Genomic DNA, 19,468 nt, shown 5'->3' on the forward strand with positions numbered 1-19,468 from the left:
TGACATGGGCAGGTCCGACGCGGGCGCGCGGGCGCGCGTCCCGGCCTCCCGGGCCGGGCACCGCCCCGCCGCGGCGGCCACGGCCGGCACCGAGCCGGCGGCGCGCACACCTCAGGCGCGCGCCGCGGACGCGCCCGCGGACCCTCCCCGCGCTTCGGCACGGCCGGAGGGCCCCCGCCGGGCGGCGCGGGCCGGTGCCCCGGTGCCGGTGGCGCTGAGCCACGAAGTCCACGGCGACGGCCCCGGGCTGGTGCTGCTGCACGGCGTGGGTCTCGACCGCCGGATGTGGGACCGCTGTCTGCCGGCTCTCGCGGCCCGGCACCGGGTCACGCTGGTCGATCTGCGCGGCCACGGCGACTCCCCGGCCGCGGCGGCCGGGGTGTCCCTCGCCGAGCTGGCCGCGGATGTCGGGGCGCTGCTGAGCGGTCCCACGCATGTCGTCGGCTTCTCGCTCGGCGCCCTGGTCGCCCAGCGGCTGGGGCTGGACCGGCCGGACCTCACCGCCTCGCTCACCCTGGTCAGCTCGGTCGCGGACCGGTCGGCTGAGGAGCGGGCCGCGGTGGTCCGCCGCCAGGAGCTGGCCGCGCAGGACTTCGAGGCGTCCGCGCGGGCGGCGGTCGACCGCTGGTTCTCGTCCGCCTGGCGGGAGCGGGAGCCGCAGCTGGCGCGGCAGGTGCTCGACACCCTGCTGGCCAACGACCGGGCCTGCTACCTCGCCTGTTACCGGGTCTTCGGGACGGCCGACGGCGAGCTGTGGCCGGGGCTGCCCCGGATCGCCGCCCCCACCGTGGCGGTGACCGGCGAGCGGGACCCCGGTTCGACCCCTGCCATGTCGCACCGGCTGGCCGAGCGGATCCCCGGCGGCCGGGCGGTGATCGTGCCCGGCGCCCGCCACCTGCTGCCGCTGGAGTGCCCCCAGGAGCTCACCGACGTGATCCTCGCCCACACCGGAAACGCCGCCGGAAACCCCACCGGAGCCCTCGCCGGAAACCCCACCGGAGCCCTCGCCGGAAACCCCGCCGGAGCCGCAACCGGAACCCCCACCGGACAGGAGTCCCACCGCTCATGAACCCCCTGCCGCGCCATGACCACTACATCGCGGGCGAGTGGACCGCCCCCGCCGACGGCGGCTACTTCACCAGCCTCAACCCGGCCACCGCCGAGCCCTGGTACGAGGCGGCGAGTGGCACCGCCGCCGATGTGGACCGCGCGGTGGGTGCCGCCCGCGCCGCCTTCGAGGATCCGCGCTGGCGCGACCTGAGCCAGACCCGGCGCGGGCGGCTGCTGCGGAACCTGGGCGATCTGATCGGCGAGCACGCCGAGCGGCTGGCCCGTACCGAGACCCTCGACAACGGCAAGCTGCTGCGCGAGATGCGGGCCCAACTCGCCGGACTGCCGGAGTACTTCTACTACTACGCGGGACTCGCCGACAAGATCCAGGGCGAGGTGATCCCCGGGGCGAGCCGCGAACTGCTCAACTACACCCTGCGCGAACCGGTGGGCGTGGTCGGCGCCATCACCCCCTGGAACTCCCCGCTGCTGCTCACCGCCACCAAGCTCGCGCCGGCGCTGGCCGCCGGGAACACGGTGGTGGTCAAGCCCTCGGAGCACACCTCGGCCTCGCTGCTGGCGCTGGCGCCGCTCTTCGCGGAGGCGGGTTTCCCGCCGGGAGTGGTCAATGTGGTCACCGGGTACGGCCCGGACGCGGGCGGACCGCTCACCGAGCACCCGGACGTGGCCAAGGTGACCTTCACCGGCTCCTCGGAAACCGGCCGCCGGATCGCCCGCACCTGCGCCGACCGGCTGATCCGCTGCACCCTGGAGCTCGGCGGCAAGTCGCCCAACATCATCTTCCCGGACGCCGACCTCGGCTCGGCCGCCATGGGGGTGATCGCGGGGATCTTCGCGGCCGCCGGCCAGACCTGTGTGGCGGGCAGCCGGGTGCTGGTGCACCGGGAGGTGTACGACGAGGTCCTGGAGCGGGTGACGGCGCGGGCGGCCACGATCCGGATCGGCGATCCGCTGGCGGAGACCACCGAACTCGGCCCGCTCGCCATCGCCGAGCAGCTGGACAAGGTCGAGTCCTACGTCGAGCTGGGGCGGGCCGAGGGCGGAAAGGTGGTCTGCGGCGGCAGCCGGCCCCGAACCGGCCTCGCCGGGTACTTCTACTCCCCCACCGTCTTCACCGGCACCGACAACGGGATGCGGATCTGCCAGGAGGAGATCTTCGGGCCGGTCGCGACCGTGCTGCCCTTCGGCTCCGAGGAGGAGGCCCTGGCGATCGCCAACGACTCCGCGTACGGCCTGGCGGCGGGCGTGTGGACCCGGGATGTGAACCGGGTGCACCGGATGGCCGCGCGGCTGGAGGCCGGGACGGTGTGGGCGAACACCTATCGCTCGATGTCACCGATGTCCCCCCGGGCCGGGTTCAAGACCAGCGGGATGGGGACCGAGCACGGCACGGAGGTGATCCGGGAGTACACCCGGCTCAAGAGCGTCTGGATCAACACCAGCGAGGAGCCGGCCGGGGATCCGTTCATCCTGCGCTCCTGAGCCGATGTCCGGCCGCCCGGAAGAGGGTTCTTGTATGGCACAACATCCGAGTATGTCCGCGGCTTCCGCCACGGTCCCGTCCTCAGTTGACGGGAAGCGATGGTCACATCTAGGGTCACGTGCCATGCAACGACCCGCCGGAAAGCGGCTTCAGCAGACCAGCATGCAGGCGAGGGTCGCCGAAGAGCTGCGGCAGATGATCATCAGTGGTGAGCTGCCGCCCCGCTCCAGCCTCTCCGAGATGGCGCTGTCCGAGACCTTCGGCGTCAGCCGGACGCCCATCCGCGAGGCCCTCAAACAGCTCCAGATCGAGGGGCTGGTCGAAGTGCGGCCGCGGGTCGGCACGTTCGTCGCCGTACCGTCCCGGCGTGAGCTGACCGAGCTGTTCCAGATGAAGGAGCTGCTGGAGGGGGCCGCCGCCCGGCTGCTGGCCTTCCGCGGGAACGTGCCCGAAGTGGAGCGGCTGGAGGCCACCATGACGGCGGCCGACGCGGCCGTCCGGGACGGCGACGCCGAGCGGTACGCGGCGCTGGTCCACGAGTTCCACGACGTGATCGTGGTGGGTGCGGACAACAGCAAGCTGGAGGCCCACTACCGCACCCTGATGAACCAGCTGGCCTACGCCCGGCTGGTGCGCACCTCGCTGTCCCGGCCCGGCCGGCTGGTCGAGTCCGACGATGAGCACCACCGCGTCCTGAGCCTGATCCGGGCCAAGGACGGCGACGGTGCGGAGCGGGTGATGCGGGAGCATGTGCGCATGAGCCACCAGGCCCTGATGGCGGGCATGGACGAGCGCCGGGCCGACTGAAGCGGACCCCGGCGCCCGTCCGCCGTCACGGCGCCGAGTCGGCCAGCGCGTGTCCGATGTGCCGGGTCGCCTCGTACAGCTCCCGGTACAGCGGGTAGCGGGTGTCGTAGACCGCGCGCCACTCCTGGTCCGGTGCGACGGTCGCGACCACCGGGTTCCAGTCCTCGGTGTCGGCGCCGAGGGCCCCGGCCACCAGGGCGGCGTCGCCGAAGGAGGCGCCGACGGTCTCGGCGGGGACGCACTGCGGCCGACCGGTCGCCGCGGAGACGATGGCCGTCCACAGGCTGCGGGCGCCGCCGCCGACCGCGACCAGCCGGTCGATCCGGGCCCCCGCGTCGGCGAACGCCTCCAGGTTGTGGCGCACTCCGAACGCGGTGGCCTCCAGCGCCGCCCGGTACAGCTCGGCGCGCCCGTGGTGCAGGGTCAGCCCGATGACCGTGCCCCGCGCCCGGGGGTCGAACACCGGGGTGCGCTCCCCGGCGAAGTACGGCAGCATCAGCAGACCGCGCGCTCCGGGCGGGATCCGCTCGGCCTCGGCCAGCAGGGTGGCGAAGTCCGAGCCGGTGAGGTCGCGCAGCCACTCGGTGAGGCTGCCGGAGGTGGCCATGCCGGCCGCGAGGCAGTAACTGCCGGGCCGCACCCCGGTGGTGCCCCACAGCGCGGGGTGGCGCATCGGCCGGTCGCCCATGGCGGTGAGGAACATGGTCGAGCCGTACATCACCATGGTGTCACCGGGGTCCAGCGCGCCCACGCTGGCGGCCTCCGCCCACGCGTCGATGGTGCCCGCGGTCACCGGCGTCCCCTCGGGCAGCCCGGTGGCCTCGGCGGCGGCCGCGTGCACGGTGCCGACCACCTCACCGGGCCAGGCGAGCTCCGGCAGGCCGAGGCCGGGGGCGACGCGCTGGGACCAGTCCTCGTTCCAGCGCCGGGCGTCGAGGTCGTAGAGCGGATCGCACTGGCTGGCCGAGTGGTGGTCCAGCCGGTACTCCCCGGTCAGCCGGTGCACCAGCAGACTGGAGGCCATGAAGAACCGGCGGGTGCGCCGCCACACCTCCGGTTCCCGGCGGGCGAGCCAGCGCAGCTTCGGGCCGACCGCCTGGCTGGTGAGCGGGGAGCCGCCGCGGGCCAGGATCTCCCGTGCGCCGAGTTCGGCGGTGAGCTCGGCGATCTCGGCGGTGGCGCGGGTGTCGACGCCGTACAGGATCGCGGGGCGCAGCGGCCGGCCGGCCGCGTCGGCGGGCAGCAGACACGGCCCGATGCCGGACACCCCGACGCCGGCCACCGCCCGCGCGGCCACGCCTTCGGCGGCCAGCAGTTCGCGGACGACAGCGGTGAAGTCGGCCCACCACACGGTCTCGGCGTCGTGCTCGAACCACCCGGGCCGGGGTGTGGCGGTGCGGTGCGGGCGGGTGGCGCGGACGAGCACCCGGCCGTCGGCGCGGACCGCCACGCCCTTGGACGAGCCGGTGCCGATGTCCACCCCGAGGAAGAGCGGATCACTCATGGCCGGCCGCCGCACGGGCCGAGCGCGGCGCGGAGCGCACCCGGTTCCTGGCGCCGAGGAGGCGTTCGCGCGAGGTGGTCAGGGCGGTCTCGCCGAGGGGCTGCTGCTGCCGCAGCGGGGTGACGGGCACCGACGGGCTCCTTCCGACGGGTTGGCGGCACTGGTCAACGGTTGACCGTTGACCTCATCATCGCCCTTGGCCACCGGCCCGGAACAGTGCCGCCCGGCGGACGCGGGACCCCCGGAAGTACCGGGGCCCGGGCGCCGATCGTGGCGTACGTTGGCAGAAGGCCCACGGCGAAGGTGGCCGCTCCCCTCCCGCACTCGGACTCCTCACGGCCCTCGGGGGCTCTTCACGGGATCACTCGGGGTACTCCTCAAGGGATCAAGACCATGAACGATGTGCGCAGACGTACGGTGCTCGCCGCGGCCGGGGGGACGGCCATCGCGGGCAAGGCCGCGACCGCACGGGCCCAGGGCCCGCCCGCCTCCGCTGACGGGGCCCGGCGGGCGCAGGCGGAGCCCGGTCCCCATGAGGCCAGGATCCAGGCCCTGCTGGGGCGGATGACCGTCGAGGAGAAGCTGGGCCAGCTCCAGCAGCTGGCCTGGACCGGCGCAACCGGACCCGGCGGCGGGCAGACCGCCGCCGCGGAGAAGGCGGCCCGCAGGGGCAGGCTGGGCTCCGTGCTCAACATCTACGGCGCCCGGACCACCAACACCCTGCAACGGATGGCCGTCGAGAAGTCCCGGCTGGGCATTCCGCTGATCTTCGGGCTCGACGTCATCCATGGCATGTGGACCACCTTCCCCATCCCCCTCGCCCAGGCGGCCGCCTTCGACCCCGCGGTGGCCGAGCGGGACGCGGAGGTGTCGGCGAAGGAGGCCCGCTCCAACGGGGTGCACTGGGCGTTCTCCCCGATGATGGACGTCACCCACGAACCGCGCTGGGGGCGGATCGCCGAGGGCGGCGGCGAGGACCCGTATCTGACAGCGGCGCTCGCGGCCGCCAAGACCCGCGGCTACCAGGGCGCGGACCTCAGCTCCCGGCACCGCCTCGCGGCCTGCGCCAAGCACATGATCGCCTACGGGGGCGTCGAGGGCGGCCGCGACTACAACACGGTGGACGTCTCCGAGGCCCGGCTGCGCAACCTCTACCTGCCCCCGTTCAAGGCGGCCGTGGACGCCGGGGTGGCCACCGTCATGGCCGGCTTCAACACCGTCAGCGGAGTTCCCGCCCACGGCTACCGGCACGCGCTGACCGAGATCCTCAAGGAGGAGTGGGCCTTCACCGGCTTCGTCGTCAGCGACTACGACGGCGTCGAGGAAATGATCGTCCACGGCTATGCCGCCGACCGCGCCGACGCGGCCCGGCTGGCCTTCGACGCCGGAATCGACATGGAGATGGCCAGCACCACCCTCAACGAGTACGGCAAGCGGCTGCTGCGCAGCGGGCGGATCACCACCGCCCACCTGGACGAGGCGGTGGCCCGCGTCCTGCGGCTGAAGTTCCGGCTCGGGCTCTTCGACCACCCGTACGCGGACGAACACACGGCGATCACCGGACCCACCAAGGCGTCCCGGGCGGCGGCACGCGCGGCGGCCGCGCGCACCATGGTGCTGCTCAAGAACGAGAAGTCCACGCTCCCGCTCGACAGGTCGGGCTCCATCGCCGTGGTCGGGCCGTTCGCCGACTCCACCGATCTGCGCGGCTCCTGGGCCGGTACCTGGGCCGAGGCGTATCCCCCGGTCACGGTCCTGGACGCGGTCAAGGACGCGGCCCCGAAGGCTCATATCAGCCATGAGCGAGGCGTGGCCGCCTCCGGCCGGAACACCAGGGGCATCGCACGGGCGGTCTCGGCGGCCAGGGCGACGGATGTGACCGTGGTCGTGGCCGGCGAGGCGGCGACACTCAGCGGGGAGGCGGCGGTGCGCAGCGACCTCGGGCTGCCCGGCGCGCAGGAGAAGCTGATCAGCGCCATCGCGGACACCGGCGCGCCGTTCGTGGTGGTGCTGCTGAGCGGACGCCCGCTGACGATGGAGGGCTGGCTGGACCGCACCCCCGCCGTGCTCCAGGCGTGGCATCCGGGCATCGAGGGCGGCAACGCCATCGCGGACGTGCTCTTCGGCACCGTGAATCCCGGCGGCAAGCTCCCGGTGACCTTCCCGCGCACCGTCGGGCAGATCCCCCTCTACTACAACCACGAGAACACCGGACGCCCCTACGACCCGCACAACCACTACACCTCTGGGTACCTGGACCTGGTCAACGGGCCCCAGTTCCCCTTCGGCCACGGCCTCAGCTACACCACCTTCGACATCGGCGAACCCCGGCTCAGCGTGAGCCGCGTCCGGGCCGAGGCGCTGCGCAAGGGCGACACCGTGGAGGTGGCGGTCCCGGTGCGCAACACCGGGCGCCGCAGGGGCGATGAGGTGGTGCAGCTCTACATCCGCGATCCGGTGGCGAGCATCGTGCAACCGGTCCGCAGGCTCAGCGGCTTCCGCCGGGTCAGCCTCGGCGCCGGCCAGGCCACCACGGTCCGCTTCCGGCTGAGCGCCGAGGAGCTGGGCTTCTGGACGCAGGACCCGCACGGCAGGTTCCTGCTCCAGAAGGGCGAGATCCAGGTGTTCGCGGGCAACAGTTCCCGAGCGCACCGGAAGCGGATCCTCACCATCATCTGAACATCATGTGCGGGAACGCCATGCGCGGGAACGTCCTGCGCGGGACGTCATGTGCGTAAGCGACTTCACAGCGCCGCGGCCGCGTTACTTGTAGGGTGCATGCTGACCGCTACGCACCCCGGAAGACGCCCTTGATGACCGCCGCGCCCCCGCCCCCGACCACCACGACGACCGGGCGGGACCCCGCGGCCCACCGCGTGGCCCGCCCCTGCCCCGGTGGGGCGGAGGTCCCGTGGGCGGTGTGATCACCGGCTTCGGCGTCATCGCGACCATCATCGTCACCGGCTATGTCATCGGGCGCCGCGGCTCCTTGGGCGACCACGGCCGGGATGTGCTCACCAAGCTGTCGTTCGATGTCGCCTCCCCGGCCCTGATGTTCACCACGCTCTCCAGGGCCGACCTGTCCGTCATCGTCTCCACCCCGCTGCTGGTGACGGCCCTGAGCACCGTCGTCGTCGCGGGGGCGTTCGTCACCGTCGGCGCCGTGCGGCGGTGGAGCGTCGGCCGGACGACGATCGGCGCGCTGTGCGCGAGCTATGTCAACGCGGGCAACCTCGGCATTCCCATCGCCATGTACGTCCTCGGGGACGCCACCCTGATCGCGCCGGTGCTGCTCTTCCAGCAGCTCGTGATGACCCCGATCGCCCTGACCGTCATCGATCTCAGCCGGCCCGCCCAGCGGACCTCGGCGCTGCGCAGGCTGACCACGCCGTTCCGCAACCCGATCGTGATCGGCTCGCTGTCCGGTGTCCTGGTGGCCGCCGCCGGCTGGCATGTCCCCGGGCCGGTCATGGAACCGCTCTCGCTGCTGGGCGGCATGTCCGTGCCCGCCGTACTGCTGGCCTTCGGGATCTCGCTGCCGGGCAGCGAACTCCCCGGACGTGGCGCGGAACGCGGGCCGGTGCTGCTGTCGGTGGCGCTGAAGTCCTTCGCCCAGCCGGTGGTGGCCTGGGCCATCGCGGCGGGGGTGTTCCGGCTGAGCGGTCCGGCGCTCTTCGCCGCCGTCGTGACCTCCGCGCTGCCGGCCGCACAGAACCTGTTCACCTATGCCGCACGGTATGAGACCGCCACCATCCTGGCCCGGGAGTCGATTCTGCTGTCCACCCTGCTCGCGGCACCGGTGCTGATGACGGTCGCGGTGCTGCTGGGCTGAGTGAGGCCCCGCGGCGGCCGGGCACCGGGGCGTATCGCACCGGTGTGCCGCTCGGCCAACCCGCCGGGAAGAACGCCTGGTTTACCCCTCGGGGCCCAGGGCAGGCGGATACTCGTGCTTCGGACCGCAGGCACGCACCGCGGGAGCAGTCTGTACTGCTCCGGACCGCGGCGGCGCGCCGGTCCGCACGTCCCCGTGAACCTCCCGCGGTGCACCCCAGGTCCCAGGCGACCCGTCAGCCCATCGCAGGAGGTGTGTTCCGTGACGACCGCGACGCAGGACATGGCACGACCCCAGACCGGCCCCGGGAAGCACCCGCACGACGACGCGCCGGACACCAGCGCCGAGTTCGCGCAGCTGGCCCGCCTCCCGGAGGGGCCCGAGAAGGAGGCGCTGCGCGGGCGGGTGGTGGAGGCGTGGATGCCGATGGCCGAGCGGCTGGCCCGGCAGTACCGCAACCGCGGCGAGTCCCTGGAGGACCTCCAGCAGGTGGCGGCGCTCGGCCTGGTGAAGGCCGTCAAGCGGTACGACCCGGAACACGGCACCGCCTTCGTCGGGTTCGCGGTGCCCACCATCGTCGGTGAGATCAAGCGCCACTTCCGGGACCACCTGTGGGTGCTGCACGTCCCCCGCCGGGTCCAGGACCTGCGCAACCGGGTGCGGGCCGCCGACCGGGAGCTGTCCCATTCGCTGGACGACCGGCCGCCGCGGGCCCAGGACATCGCCGAGCGCACCGGTCTGACCGAGAAGGAGGTGCGCACCGGTATGGAGGCCATGGGCAGCTTCACCCCGCTGTCCCTGGACGCCCAGCTGCCCGGCTCCGACGACGGCTACTCCCTGGCCGACACGCTCGGCGCCCAGGAGCCCGCGTACGACCGGGTGGTGGACCGCGAGGCCGTACGGCCCGGACTCACCCGGCTCCCCGACCGGGAGCGGCAGATCCTCTACCTGCGGTTCTTCTGCGATATGACCCAGAGCCGGATCGCCGAGCAGCTGGGCATCTCCCAGATGCACGTCTCACGGCTCATCAACCGCACGTGCTCGACGCTGCGCGCCCAGGCGCTGGCCGAGGCCGGCTGAGCCGAAGCCCCGCGTCGCGCCGGAAACCCCGCGTTGCGCCGCTGGAACGATGTGCATCGCCCCAGTGGGTGACCGCGGCGCCGTGGGGAGCGAGGACTCCCGCCGCCGGCTGCGAGGGTCGGGGCGGCGGATGACGGACGCCCGAACGAAGGAGACGAAAGCCAGTGAACACCCTTCCCGATCGTCCCCCTCCGGTGCACGTCCCGGAACTCCTCAAGGGCCAGAAAGCGCTGGTGACCGGGGCCAACTCGGGAATCGGAAAAGCGACCGCGATCGCCCTGGGGCGCTCCGGCGCGGAGGTGGTGGTCAACTACGTCAGCGACCGGCCCGCCGCCGAGGCCGTCGTCGCCGAGATCAAGAGCCACGGGGTGCGGGCCTACGCCCACCAGGCGGATGTGTCCCAGGAGGACCAGGTCGTCGACATGATGGCCACGATGATCGACCGCCTGGGCACGATCGACGTTCTCGTCAGCAACGCGGGACTCCAGCGCGACGCCCCGACGACGGAGATGACGCTGGCACAGTGGGAGAAAGTGATCTCCGTCAACCTCACCGGCCAGTTCCTGTGCGCCCGGGAGGCGATCAAGGAGTTCCTGCGGCGCGGAGTGGTTCCGGAGGTGTCGCGGGCGGCCGGGAAGATCATCTGCATGAGCTCGGTCCACCAGACCATCCCGTGGGCCGGCCATGTGAACTACGCGGCGGCCAAGGGCGGCGTGGCGATGCTGATGGAGACCCTGGCCCAGGAGTTCGCGCCCCAGCGGATCAGGGTGAACTCCATCGCGCCGGGCGCCGTCAAGACCCCGATCAACCGCAGTGCCTGGGAGACCCCCGAGGCACGGGCCGCGCTCGGGGAGCTCATCCCGTACGGCCGGATCGGTACCCCTGTGGACATCGCCAACGCCGTCGTCGTCCTGGCCTCCGACCTGTGCGACTACGTGGTGGGCACCACCTTCTACGTGGACGGCGGCATGACCCTCTTCCCCGGTTTCGCCACGGGCGGCTGAGCCGGGACGGGGCGGGGCCTGGGAAGGCGGGTGGGGCCCGGGAGGACGGATGGGCCGTCCGGACCACCGGGCCCGGCCGCGTCACTCGTGCGCACCGTTGCGGTTTCCGCGCGGCCGGGTACCCATGTGGTTCCCGCAGACATCGGCGCATCTTCCCAAGGAGCCGCAGTGAGAATCGGCGTGTCCACCTTCGTCACCGACCAGGGCGTCCAGCCCGTCCCCCTGGGGCGGGCCCTCGAGGAGCGCGGGTTCGACTCGCTCTTCATCGCGGAGCACAGCCATATCCCGGTGGAGCGCCGCACCCCCTATCCGGGTGGCGGAGAGCTGCCGGAGATCTACTACCGCACCCTCGACCCGTTCGTCACGCTGAGCGCGATCGCGGCGGTCACCCGGTCGCTGCTGCTGGGGACCGGTGTCGCCCTGGTGGCGCAACGGGACCCGATCATCACCGCCCGGGAAGTGGCCTCCCTGGACCTGGTCTCCGGCGGAAGGGCGGTCTTCGGGGTCGGTATCGGCTGGAACCGCGAGGAGATGGAGAACCACGGCACGGATCCGGCCACCCGGGGCCGGCTGGTGAACGAGCGGCTCCAGGCCATCATCGCGCTGTGGACGAAGGAGAAGGCCGAATTCCACGGGGAGTTCGTGCACTTCGACCCCGTGTACCAGTGGCCCAAGCCGGTCCAGCGGCCGCATCCGCCGATCTATGTGGGCGGCGGTGAGGGCGCGTTCCGGCGGATCGCCGCCCTCGGTGACGCCTGGCTGGCCAACAGCGAGTCGCCCGAGCGCCTGCGTCCGCAGATCGAGCGGCTGCGCGAGGTGGCCGGCCGCGAGGTGCCGGTGACGGTGTACGCGGTGCCCGAGGACCCCGACGCGCTCGAGGGGTATCAGCGCCTCGGTGTGGAGCGGGTGCTGTTCTATCTGCCGACGGTGCCGGAGGCGGAGACGATGGCGCGGCTGGACGCGATGGCGCGGATCGCCGCCCGGTTCCAGTGAGCCGCCAAGGACCACGATGCCGAAGATGACGAGCGCGCAGGCGCGCGAACGTTTCGTACGGGCCCCGCTGGCCCGGCTGGCGACCGTCGGCACCGGGGACCGCCCGCATCTGGTGCCGGTGGTCTTCGCGCTGACCGGTGACACGGTGGTGATGGCCGTCGACCACAAGCCGAAGCGGACGACACGGCTGAAGCGCCTGGACAACATCCGCGCACACCCGGCGGTATGCCTCCTGGTGGACGACTACGACGAGAACTGGGACCACCTGTGGTGGGCGCGGGGCGACGGTACGGCCCGCGTCCTGCCGCCGGCGGACGAGTCGGCGGAGTCCGCGGGTCACGTCCGGCTGCTCGTGGACGCCTATCCCGCCCAGTACCGGGACCGGCCGCCGCGCGGGCCGGTCGTGGAGGTCACCGTCGAGCGGTGGAGCGGCTGGCGGGCCGTGTGAGCCCAGTGTTTGGAGCCGCGTCGGCGCGTGGACTCGACGTCAGGGTGTGGACTCCGCTCGGCGCGAAGCCTCCGCGTCGGCGCGTGGTCTCCGCATCTCCGCGTCAGGGCGTGGTCTCCGCCATCCTCGCGAACTCGCTGCCCAGCTGGGACATGGCGTGGTCGTACTCCTCCCGGGAGACGGCCTCCCGGAGCGTGGCGAGGACCGCCCGGACGCCTCGGCCGGCCTCCGTCTCGGACAGCCCGGTGCGCTCCCGCACCCTGCGGATCGACTCGTCGACGTCGAAGACCTCCATCTCGTCCCGCCCCCGCCGGAGGGCTTCGCGGAGGCGCTCGGGCAGCTCCGAGGCGAGATCGCGGGCCTCGCCCGCGCTCAGCCGGGCCGCGAGGGTCTCGAGCGTGGCGCGGGTGACGTCGGCCGCTTCCTGCCGGGAGAGCTGGGTGCGGTCCGCCACGGTCTGGAAGAACTCCCTGTCGTCCATGCGGGCCTCCCTCTGACGCGCACCAGGAACCGCCTCACCCACCACCTTGCCACGCGCGTCCGCCACCCGCGAGGCACGTCCGGACCCGCCCGGACGCCGGAGGTGTCCCGGTGGCGCGGTGTCATCAGGCGCCGGGACGGGCACGGGGGGACGATGGTGGTGTGGGCTACGGCCGTCATGTTCCCCCAAGGAGGTGGACGACCATGACTTACTCCTCCGACACTCCGCACGGCGCCGGCCGGCCGAGAGAGGAACCCTATGGTCAGCCGGGACAGCGGCCCTTCGGTGAGGGCGACCCGTACGCGACGGTGCAGAACATCCTGTCCGACGCCGCCTGGCAGGTCCTGGTGACCGCCGGTGTGGTGGCGATCGCGCTGGGTGTCATGGTGCTGGCGTGGCCGGGGGCCACTCTGGCGGTGGTCGGCGCCCTGTTCGGCGCCTATCTGGTGATCAGTGGGGCCTTTCAGCTGGCCGGGGCCTTCGGTGCGCACATACCGGGACATCTGCGGGTGCTGAGCTTCATCACCGGGGCGCTGAGCGTGCTGCTGGGACTGCTGTGCTTCCGGGGCCCGGCCCAGTCGATCCTGCTGCTCGCGCTGTGGGTGGGCTTCTCCTGGCTGATCCGGGGCGTGATGCAGACCGCCACCGCCATCTCCGGCGAGGGCATGCCCGCCCGGGGCTGGCAGCTGTTCCTCGGCGCGATCACCATCCTGGCCGGGATCATCCTGATCGTGGCACCCTTCGGCTCGATCACCGCGCTCACCGTGGTGACCGGCATCTGGCTGCTCGCCCTCGGCATCATCGAGGTCATGCACGGCATCCAGTTGCGCACCCGCCTCGGCGGCCGCGGCGCTCCCCGCAAGGAACACCGGGGGCTGCACTTCCCGTTCCGCTCTCAGCCGCATCCTCAGCCGTAGCCCGATCCGCGGCCCGGTCCGCGGGCCGGTCCGGGTCAGCGGGTCTGCACCCACCACGCCATCAGGCCGATGGCCGCGGTGCCGCACGCGTACGACGCGCCTCGGACGAAGTTGGCGGCGGCGAGCCGGCCGTATCGACGCCATCTGCTGCTGGAACGGCTGGGTACCGGTGGGCGAACCTCCATGGTGTGCATATGGAGCCCCTTTCGTGAGCGTACGGACAGTGACTGTCCGACACGAGGGAACGACGCGCTGGAGAAAGCATACAAAAGTGTGAACTTGCACCATGCGCCGGACGCGCCGGGAAAATTCCTTTCGACACGATTTCAGGAAACCGTCGTCCAGCGTGGATTGCGGGCCGCGGGGACGCTACCGGTGGCGGTGTTCCAGTCCGAGATCCCCGGCCACCGGCTCACCGCGTTCCTCACGCGTGCCAGCGCAGCACCGCGCCCAGGCCACCGGCGGGTCCCGGCACTCCCTCGGGCACCAGCAGCACCTCGGTGTCGGCCACCGCCGCGGACCGCATCAGCGCGTCGTCCACGCGCGCCGGTTCGGGCGCGCGGACGCCCATGGCGCGTGCCTGGGACCGCTGCACGGCCAGCTGATCGGCGCCGGGGCCGATCCACACCTCATGGCGCATGTCGCCCCCCTCGTGCCCCAGCAGCAGCGTGGCCGCCTGGTGGCTGCGCATGACCTCCACGACCGCCGGCACCCCCTCCGCCGCCCCGCTGCTCGGCGTCGCGGTGGCGTCGTGCCCGCCCAGGCCCGGTCCGCCGGGGCGGCCCCGCCCGGCGCGGAAGAGGTCGAGGACCGACTCCAGATGGGCACGGGCGTGCTCCGCCCGCGCGTGGGCGATCTCCGTGTCGAGCAGCTCGGAGCAGCCGGCGGCCCTGCTGCCGTGGCGCATCTCCGCCACCTGGTCCCGCAGCGGCTCGGGCAGCCGGTCGCGTACCGCCCGGCGCCCGCGCGGGTCACCGGCCAGGACCAGCAGTTCGGCCTCGCCGTCGGCCCACCGCCGCTCCAGCTCGTCGGCCACCCGGTCGGCGGTCTGCTCCCAGGTGTTCCCGACCCGGTTGCGGTAGTGCCACTCCTGGCGGTCGGCGGGCACCGACCGGTGGCCCCGGCCGTACACCCTGCCGCCCGCGGCGCGGCCCGCCGGGCGGGTACCGGTGTCGTCCCGCAGTTCCAGATCGGCGCCCGCCTGGTCGACGAGGGCCACCAGACAGACCGGCCACTCACCGCGCAACGAGGCCAGCGGCGCCACCCGGGGCAGCGCGGACCAGGACGTCTCGACATCGAGCGGGGCCGTGGCCAGCGGCAGGTCGAGCAGCACCTCGCCGCCCGTCGCGAACAGCGCCCGCCCCGCGGAGGCCCTGGCCTCCTGCTCATCGGCCAGCCGCGCGACCACCGCGTCACAGGTGGCGCGGTCGGCGCCCTGGCCGGCCAGCTGGTCCGCCACGAACCGCTCCCGCAGTCGGCGCCGCCTGGGCGCGTCCTCCATGGTGCGGGAGGTGTCCATGTACACGCACGCCCATGGACCGGGGCGGTCGAACAACGGCTTCAGGAATCCAACGTCCATGACCTCCCCCAAACCCGGGGAACCACACGGCCGGAACCGGTCGACCCGACGTCCTCGGATCACGGTTCCACTCCTGTCCCCAGCATCCCTCCACCTCACCGGGATCGCCAGGGACGACTAGAATCGCTGTCATGGCTCGCTCCAACGAGGAGGTCGAAGCCCTCCTGCGTGAGTACGCCGATCTCCTCCTGATCACGGGCGGGGACGCGTACCGGGCGCGTGCCTATGAGAAGGCCGCCCGCGCGATCGGCGGCCACCCGGCCGACATCTCGCAGTTCGACGCCAAGGGGTTGCGGGAGATCCCCAATGTAGGCCGGTCGATCGCCGACAAGGTGGTCGAGTATCTGCGCACCGGGACCATGCCCGCCGTCGAGGAGGCGCGCGCCGCGATCCCGGCCGGGGTGCGGGAGCTGACCGCCATCCCGGCGCTCGGCCCCAAGAAGGCCATGATCCTCTACGAGGAGCTGCGGATCTCCTCGATCGACCAGCTGGCGGGGGCGATCGAGGAACACCAGCTGCGCGATCTCAAGGGCTTCGGGCCGAAGTCCGAGGAGAACATCCTCCACGGCATCGAGATGATGCGCGCCGTCGGCCGGCGCATCCCGCTCCACGAGGCCATGGAGGTGGCCGATGACATCGTCTCCGCCCTGTCCCGGGTGCCCGGCTGCCGGCGGTGTGCGTACGCGGGGTCGCTGCGCCGGATGAAGGAGACCGTGGGCGATGTGGACATCCTGGTCGCGGCGGAGGAATCCGGCCCGTTCATGGAGGCGTTCACCGGGCTGCCGCTCACCTCCGAGGTGATCGCACACGGCGGTAAGAAGACCTCGATCCGCACCACGAAGGGGCTCCAGGTGGATCTGCGGGTCCTGCCACTGGACTCGTGGGGCGCGGGGCTGCTCTACTTCACCGGCTCCAAGGCGCACAACATCCGCGTCCGCGCGATCGCGGTGCGCCATGGCCTCAAACTCTCCGAGTACGGCCTCTTCGAGACCAAGAGCGGGAAGACCGTCGCCTCACGGAGCGAGGAGGACGTCTACGCCCGGCTCGGCATGGACTGGATCCCGCCGACGCTGCGCGAGGACCGGGGCGAGGTCAAGGCCGCCCTCGAAGGCCAACTCCCCCGGCTGGTGACGGAATCCGATCTGCGGGGCGATCTGCACACCCACACCGATCTCACCGACGGGCTGGAACCGCTGGAAGCCATGATCGACAAGGCGGAGCGGCGCGGATACGCGTACTACGCCATCACCGATCACGCGCCCAAGCTGTACATGCAGCAGATGACCGAGGAGAAGATGCTGGCCCAGCGGGAGCGGGTGCGCCGGCTCGACCGGGGACGCGGCCACCGGGACACCCGGCTGCTGCACGGAGTGGAGCTGAACATCGACGCCGACGGGGACGTGGACTGGCCGCCCGACTTCCTCGACGACTTCGATCTGTGCGTGGCCTCGGTGCACACCCATTTCGGCCAGCCCCGCGACGTCATGACCCGGCGGCTCGTGAGGGCCTGCGAGAACCCGAACGTCCATGTCATCGGCCATCCGACGACCCGGCTGATCGGCAAACGGCCGGGCATCGACGCCGACTTGGACGAGGTGTTCGACGCCTGCGCCCGCACCGGCACCGCGCTGGAGATCAACGCGCATCCGGACCGGCTCGACCTGTCGGACGAGAACATCCTGCGGGCCAAGTCGCACGGGGTGGTGTTCGCCCTGGACAGCGACGCCCACTCGACCCGGGACCTGGACAACATGCGGTACGGGGTGGGCATGGCCCAGCGGGGCTGGCTCACCCCGGACGACATCATCAACACCTGGCCGCTGACCCGGCTGCGGCGTTTCCTGCGCAAGGACACGGGGCACCAGCCTGCCACATGAGCACCTTCGAACCCGCACACTCCTACCCCGCCCGTCAGGCCCCCGCCGCCGGAACCCTCGCCGGGCTGGACGAACGGCTGATCCACTGCCGCGCCTGCCCCCGGCTGGTCGAGTGGCGGGAGGAGGCCGCCCGCACCAAGCGCCGGGCCTTCGCCGACTGGGACTACTGGGGGCGGCCGGTGCCCGGGTTCGGGCCGCCGGACGCCGCGGTGGCGCTCGTGGGGCTCGCACCGGCCGCCCACGGCGCCAACCGCACGGGCCGGATGTTCACCGGCGACCGCTCCGGCGACTTCCTGTACGCGGCGCTGTACGACCTGGGGCTGGCCAACCAGCCCACCGCCACCCACCGCGACGACGGCCTGGAGCTGCGCGGGGTCAGGATCACCTCGCCGGTGCACTGCGCCCCGCCCGCCAACCGGCCCACCCCCGAGGAGCGGGACACCTGCCGCCCGTGGCTGGCCCGGGAGCTGCGGCTGCTGCGGCCGACGCTGCGGTCCGCCGTGGTGCTCGGCGCGTTCGGCTGGCAGGCCGTGATGCCCGCGCTGGCGGAGGCCGGATGGGCCGTGTCCCGGCCGCGTCCGGTGTTCGCGCACGGCGCGCGGATCACCCTGCGAGCGGCCGACGGCGGGGCGCCGCTCACGCTCTTCGGCTGCTATCACGTGAGCCAGCAGAACACCTTCACCGGACGGCTCACCCCGGCCATGCTGCGCGAGGTGCTCGCCGCCGCGGCGGAGGCGGCCGGACTACCGGCCCCGCGCCCCGGCCCGTCCTGACGACGGCGGCCGGATCAGTCGCGTCCCCGGGCCGAACCGCTGCCGGTGTCCCCGGCACCCGCGTCGCCCGCTCCGGCACCGCCCGCCGCGCCACCGGCACCACCGGCGGCGTCACCGCCACCGGCGCCGCCATCGGCGCCGATGACCGCACCGGTGGCCTCCAGCGCGGCGGTCACCGGCTGGAAGAACGTCTCGCCGCCCTGGGTGCAGTCGCCGCTGCCGCCGGACGTCAGTCCGACCGCCGCGTCCCCGGCGAACATCGCACCGCCGCTGTCGCCGGGCTCGGCGCACACATCGGTGCGGATGAGGCCGTTGACGATATCGCCGTCGCCGTAGTTCACCGTGGCGTCGAGGCCGGTGACCGTGCCGTCGGTGACGCCGGTCGTGGAGCCTGAGCGGCGCACCCGAAGGCCCACGCTCGCCTCGACGGCGCGCCCGATCTGCTGGGTGCTGCCGTCCCCCAGGTCGACCGTGCCGGCCGCCTGGGTGGTGGCGTCGTCGTACATCACCAGCGCGAAGTCGCTCTCCGGGAACCGGGAGTCCCGCACCGTACCCACCTGCTGGGCCCCGGCCTGGTCCGAGCTCCAGGTCCGGGACACGTTGCCACAGTGACCGGCGGTCAGGAAGCCCGGTGCGCCGTCCACGCTGACGTTGAAGCCCAGCGAACAGCGGGCGCCGCCGCCGAAGATGGCATCGCCGCCGTCGAGCCCTCCGGCCGCGTCGCCGCCCCCGCCGGCGTCCCCCGCGCCTGCGGCACCGGCACCGTCCGCGCCCTGGTCCCCCGTGCCGCCGTGGTCGCCGGGCCGGGCCGTCCCACCGCCGTCGAACCTCCTGAACTCGCCCTCGGTGCGCTTGACGCTCACCGTGCCCGCCATCCGGTCCGTGGTCCCGGTCAGCGCGGCCCACTTCGCGCCGGTCACCGTACGGTCGGCGGTCACCTGGACCGTGTTGGTCACCGGGTCGATCGACCAGGCGGTGCCGGGGACCGACGCGTCGCTGCTCAGCGTCTTGGCGGCGGCCTTCAGATCGGCCATGCTGTTCCGCACGACCTTCGCCACGGCGCCCTTGGCCCGGACGTCCTCGGCGGCGTCCTCGTTCACCACGTTCATGACCAGTCGGCGGTTGGTGGTGTCGTAGTACCAGCCCGCGCCGTCCGCACCGAGGTCCGAGGCGAGACTTTGCGCGAGCTTCACCGCGACCGGGGACGAGAAGGCCGTGGCGCTCGACGTCCTGTCCTGGCTCGCGTTGGCGTGGGGCAGCGCAATGGCCGCCGCCCCCAGCGCGGCGAGGGCGGCTCCGGACAGGACGAGGGTCCGCTTGTTCACACGTCGATGGCTCAACTCACTGACCTCCAGTCGGGGATGCGCGACGGGCGGGTGCGGAGCGCCTGCCGCGTTCCGCCCCGCCCCGCGCGGGGCCACCACGTCGTACGCGGGGGCGTTGACCCCGTTCTCACCCGTACTCACGGTGTGATGAATGGCTGCGCGGAACGCTCCGGACGGGTAGGCTCCGCCGGTTCGGCCGACCTCGGCCGACCTCGGCCGGATCGTCGGCCTCGGTGGTCGGTAAGGCCACCGCGTTCGACTCCCGAAGCCTCGCATGGCTCCATGAGAGGTTGC

At 72.7% G+C, this 19,468-nt stretch carries 17 protein-coding genes; 12 read left to right on the forward strand and 5 right to left on the reverse strand.

What is annotated here, in order from left to right; all coding sequences use genetic code 11:
• Positions 1 to 4: 4 nt before the first annotated feature.
• From N6H00_RS03680 to N6H00_RS03690, 3 genes are all read left to right on the forward strand, one after another.
• Complete coding sequence (locus N6H00_RS03680; RefSeq protein ID WP_268970075.1) at positions 5 to 1,069, forward strand: alpha/beta fold hydrolase; 1,065 nt, start codon at positions 5 to 7, stop codon at positions 1,067 to 1,069.
• A complete protein-coding gene (locus tag N6H00_RS03685; RefSeq protein WP_268970076.1) occupies positions 1,066 to 2,553 on the forward strand; it encodes an aldehyde dehydrogenase in 1,488 nt (495 codons plus the stop codon). Before N6H00_RS03680 ends, N6H00_RS03685 begins: the two co-directional genes overlap by 4 nt.
• Before the next feature lie 124 nt (positions 2,554 to 2,677).
• Positions 2,678 to 3,361, forward strand: a complete 684-nt coding sequence (locus tag N6H00_RS03690; protein WP_268970077.1) for a GntR family transcriptional regulator — start codon at positions 2,678 to 2,680, stop codon at positions 3,359 to 3,361.
• A 25-nt stretch (positions 3,362 to 3,386) separates the two neighbouring features.
• Here N6H00_RS03690 and N6H00_RS03695 read toward each other — a convergent pair whose 3' ends face one another.
• Together N6H00_RS03695 and N6H00_RS03700 are read right to left on the reverse strand one after the other, a co-directional pair.
• Positions 3,387 to 4,865 (reverse strand): FGGY-family carbohydrate kinase, encoded by a 1,479-nt coding sequence (locus tag N6H00_RS03695; RefSeq protein ID WP_268970078.1) that lies wholly within the window; start codon positions 4,863 to 4,865, stop codon positions 3,387 to 3,389.
• Positions 4,858 to 4,995, reverse strand: coding sequence for a hypothetical protein (locus N6H00_RS03700; protein ID WP_268970079.1), 138 nt, complete (start codon positions 4,993 to 4,995; stop codon positions 4,858 to 4,860). Before N6H00_RS03700 ends, N6H00_RS03695 begins: the two co-directional genes overlap by 8 nt.
• 263 nt (positions 4,996 to 5,258) lie before the next feature.
• Here N6H00_RS03700 and bglX point away from each other — a divergent pair, with 263 nt between their 5' ends.
• From bglX to N6H00_RS03730, 6 genes are all read left to right on the forward strand, one after another.
• Positions 5,259 to 7,544 (forward strand): beta-glucosidase BglX, encoded by a 2,286-nt coding sequence (bglX, locus tag N6H00_RS03705; RefSeq protein ID WP_268970080.1) that lies wholly within the window; start codon positions 5,259 to 5,261, stop codon positions 7,542 to 7,544.
• 232 nt (positions 7,545 to 7,776) lie between these two features.
• Complete coding sequence (locus N6H00_RS03710) at positions 7,777 to 8,697, forward strand: AEC family transporter (RefSeq protein ID WP_268970081.1); 921 nt, start codon at positions 7,777 to 7,779, stop codon at positions 8,695 to 8,697.
• Between the two features lie 261 nt (positions 8,698 to 8,958).
• Entirely contained in the window at positions 8,959 to 9,777 is an 819-nt protein-coding gene (locus tag N6H00_RS03715) for a SigB/SigF/SigG family RNA polymerase sigma factor (protein ID WP_268970082.1), read from the forward strand.
• A 164-nt stretch (positions 9,778 to 9,941) separates the two neighbouring features.
• Positions 9,942 to 10,781, forward strand: a complete 840-nt coding sequence (locus tag N6H00_RS03720) for an SDR family oxidoreductase (RefSeq protein WP_268970083.1) — start codon at positions 9,942 to 9,944, stop codon at positions 10,779 to 10,781.
• A 168-nt stretch (positions 10,782 to 10,949) separates the two neighbouring features.
• On the forward strand, positions 10,950 to 11,774 hold the full coding sequence (locus tag N6H00_RS03725; RefSeq protein WP_268970084.1) for an LLM class F420-dependent oxidoreductase: 825 nt from the start codon (positions 10,950 to 10,952) through the stop codon (positions 11,772 to 11,774).
• A 16-nt stretch (positions 11,775 to 11,790) separates the two neighbouring features.
• Positions 11,791 to 12,222, forward strand: coding sequence for a TIGR03668 family PPOX class F420-dependent oxidoreductase (locus N6H00_RS03730; RefSeq protein WP_268970085.1), 432 nt, complete (start codon positions 11,791 to 11,793; stop codon positions 12,220 to 12,222).
• Positions 12,223 to 12,325: 103 nt separating this feature from the next.
• On the opposite strand, the gene N6H00_RS03735 is transcribed toward N6H00_RS03730, so the two are convergent.
• A complete protein-coding gene (locus N6H00_RS03735; RefSeq protein ID WP_268970086.1) occupies positions 12,326 to 12,703 on the reverse strand; it encodes a DUF2267 domain-containing protein in 378 nt (125 codons plus the stop codon).
• Between the two features lie 203 nt (positions 12,704 to 12,906).
• Here N6H00_RS03735 and N6H00_RS03740 point away from each other — a divergent pair, with 203 nt between their 5' ends.
• Complete coding sequence (locus N6H00_RS03740) at positions 12,907 to 13,620, forward strand: HdeD family acid-resistance protein (protein ID WP_268970087.1); 714 nt, start codon at positions 12,907 to 12,909, stop codon at positions 13,618 to 13,620.
• Between the two features lie 424 nt (positions 13,621 to 14,044).
• On the opposite strand, the gene N6H00_RS03745 is transcribed toward N6H00_RS03740, so the two are convergent.
• The gene (locus N6H00_RS03745; RefSeq protein ID WP_268970088.1) at positions 14,045 to 15,199 is read right to left on the reverse strand and encodes a baeRF2 domain-containing protein; all 1,155 of its coding nucleotides are present in this window, start codon (positions 15,197 to 15,199) and stop codon (positions 14,045 to 14,047) included.
• Positions 15,200 to 15,330: 131 nt separating this feature from the next.
• Between N6H00_RS03745 and polX the strand changes: the two genes are divergently transcribed.
• Entirely contained in the window at positions 15,331 to 17,076 is a 1,746-nt protein-coding gene (gene polX, locus N6H00_RS03750) for a DNA polymerase/3'-5' exonuclease PolX (RefSeq protein WP_268970089.1), read from the forward strand.
• The gene (locus N6H00_RS03755) at positions 17,073 to 17,849 is read left to right on the forward strand and encodes a uracil-DNA glycosylase (protein WP_268970090.1); all 777 of its coding nucleotides are present in this window, start codon (positions 17,073 to 17,075) and stop codon (positions 17,847 to 17,849) included. Before polX ends, N6H00_RS03755 begins: the two co-directional genes overlap by 4 nt.
• Before the next feature lie 14 nt (positions 17,850 to 17,863).
• Here the strand turns inward: N6H00_RS03755 and N6H00_RS03760 are convergent, their stop codons facing one another.
• Positions 17,864 to 19,315 carry a S1 family peptidase gene (locus N6H00_RS03760; RefSeq protein WP_268970091.1) on the reverse strand — a complete coding sequence of 484 codons (1,452 nt, stop codon included), beginning with the start codon at positions 19,313 to 19,315 and terminating at the stop codon, positions 17,864 to 17,866.
• Positions 19,316 to 19,468: the final 153 nt, after the last annotated feature.

Origin of the sequence: Streptomyces sp. S465 (assembly GCF_026898115.1) — a bacterium.
Taxonomy (GTDB): Bacteria; Actinomycetota; Actinomycetes; order Streptomycetales; family Streptomycetaceae; genus Streptomyces; species Streptomyces luomodiensis.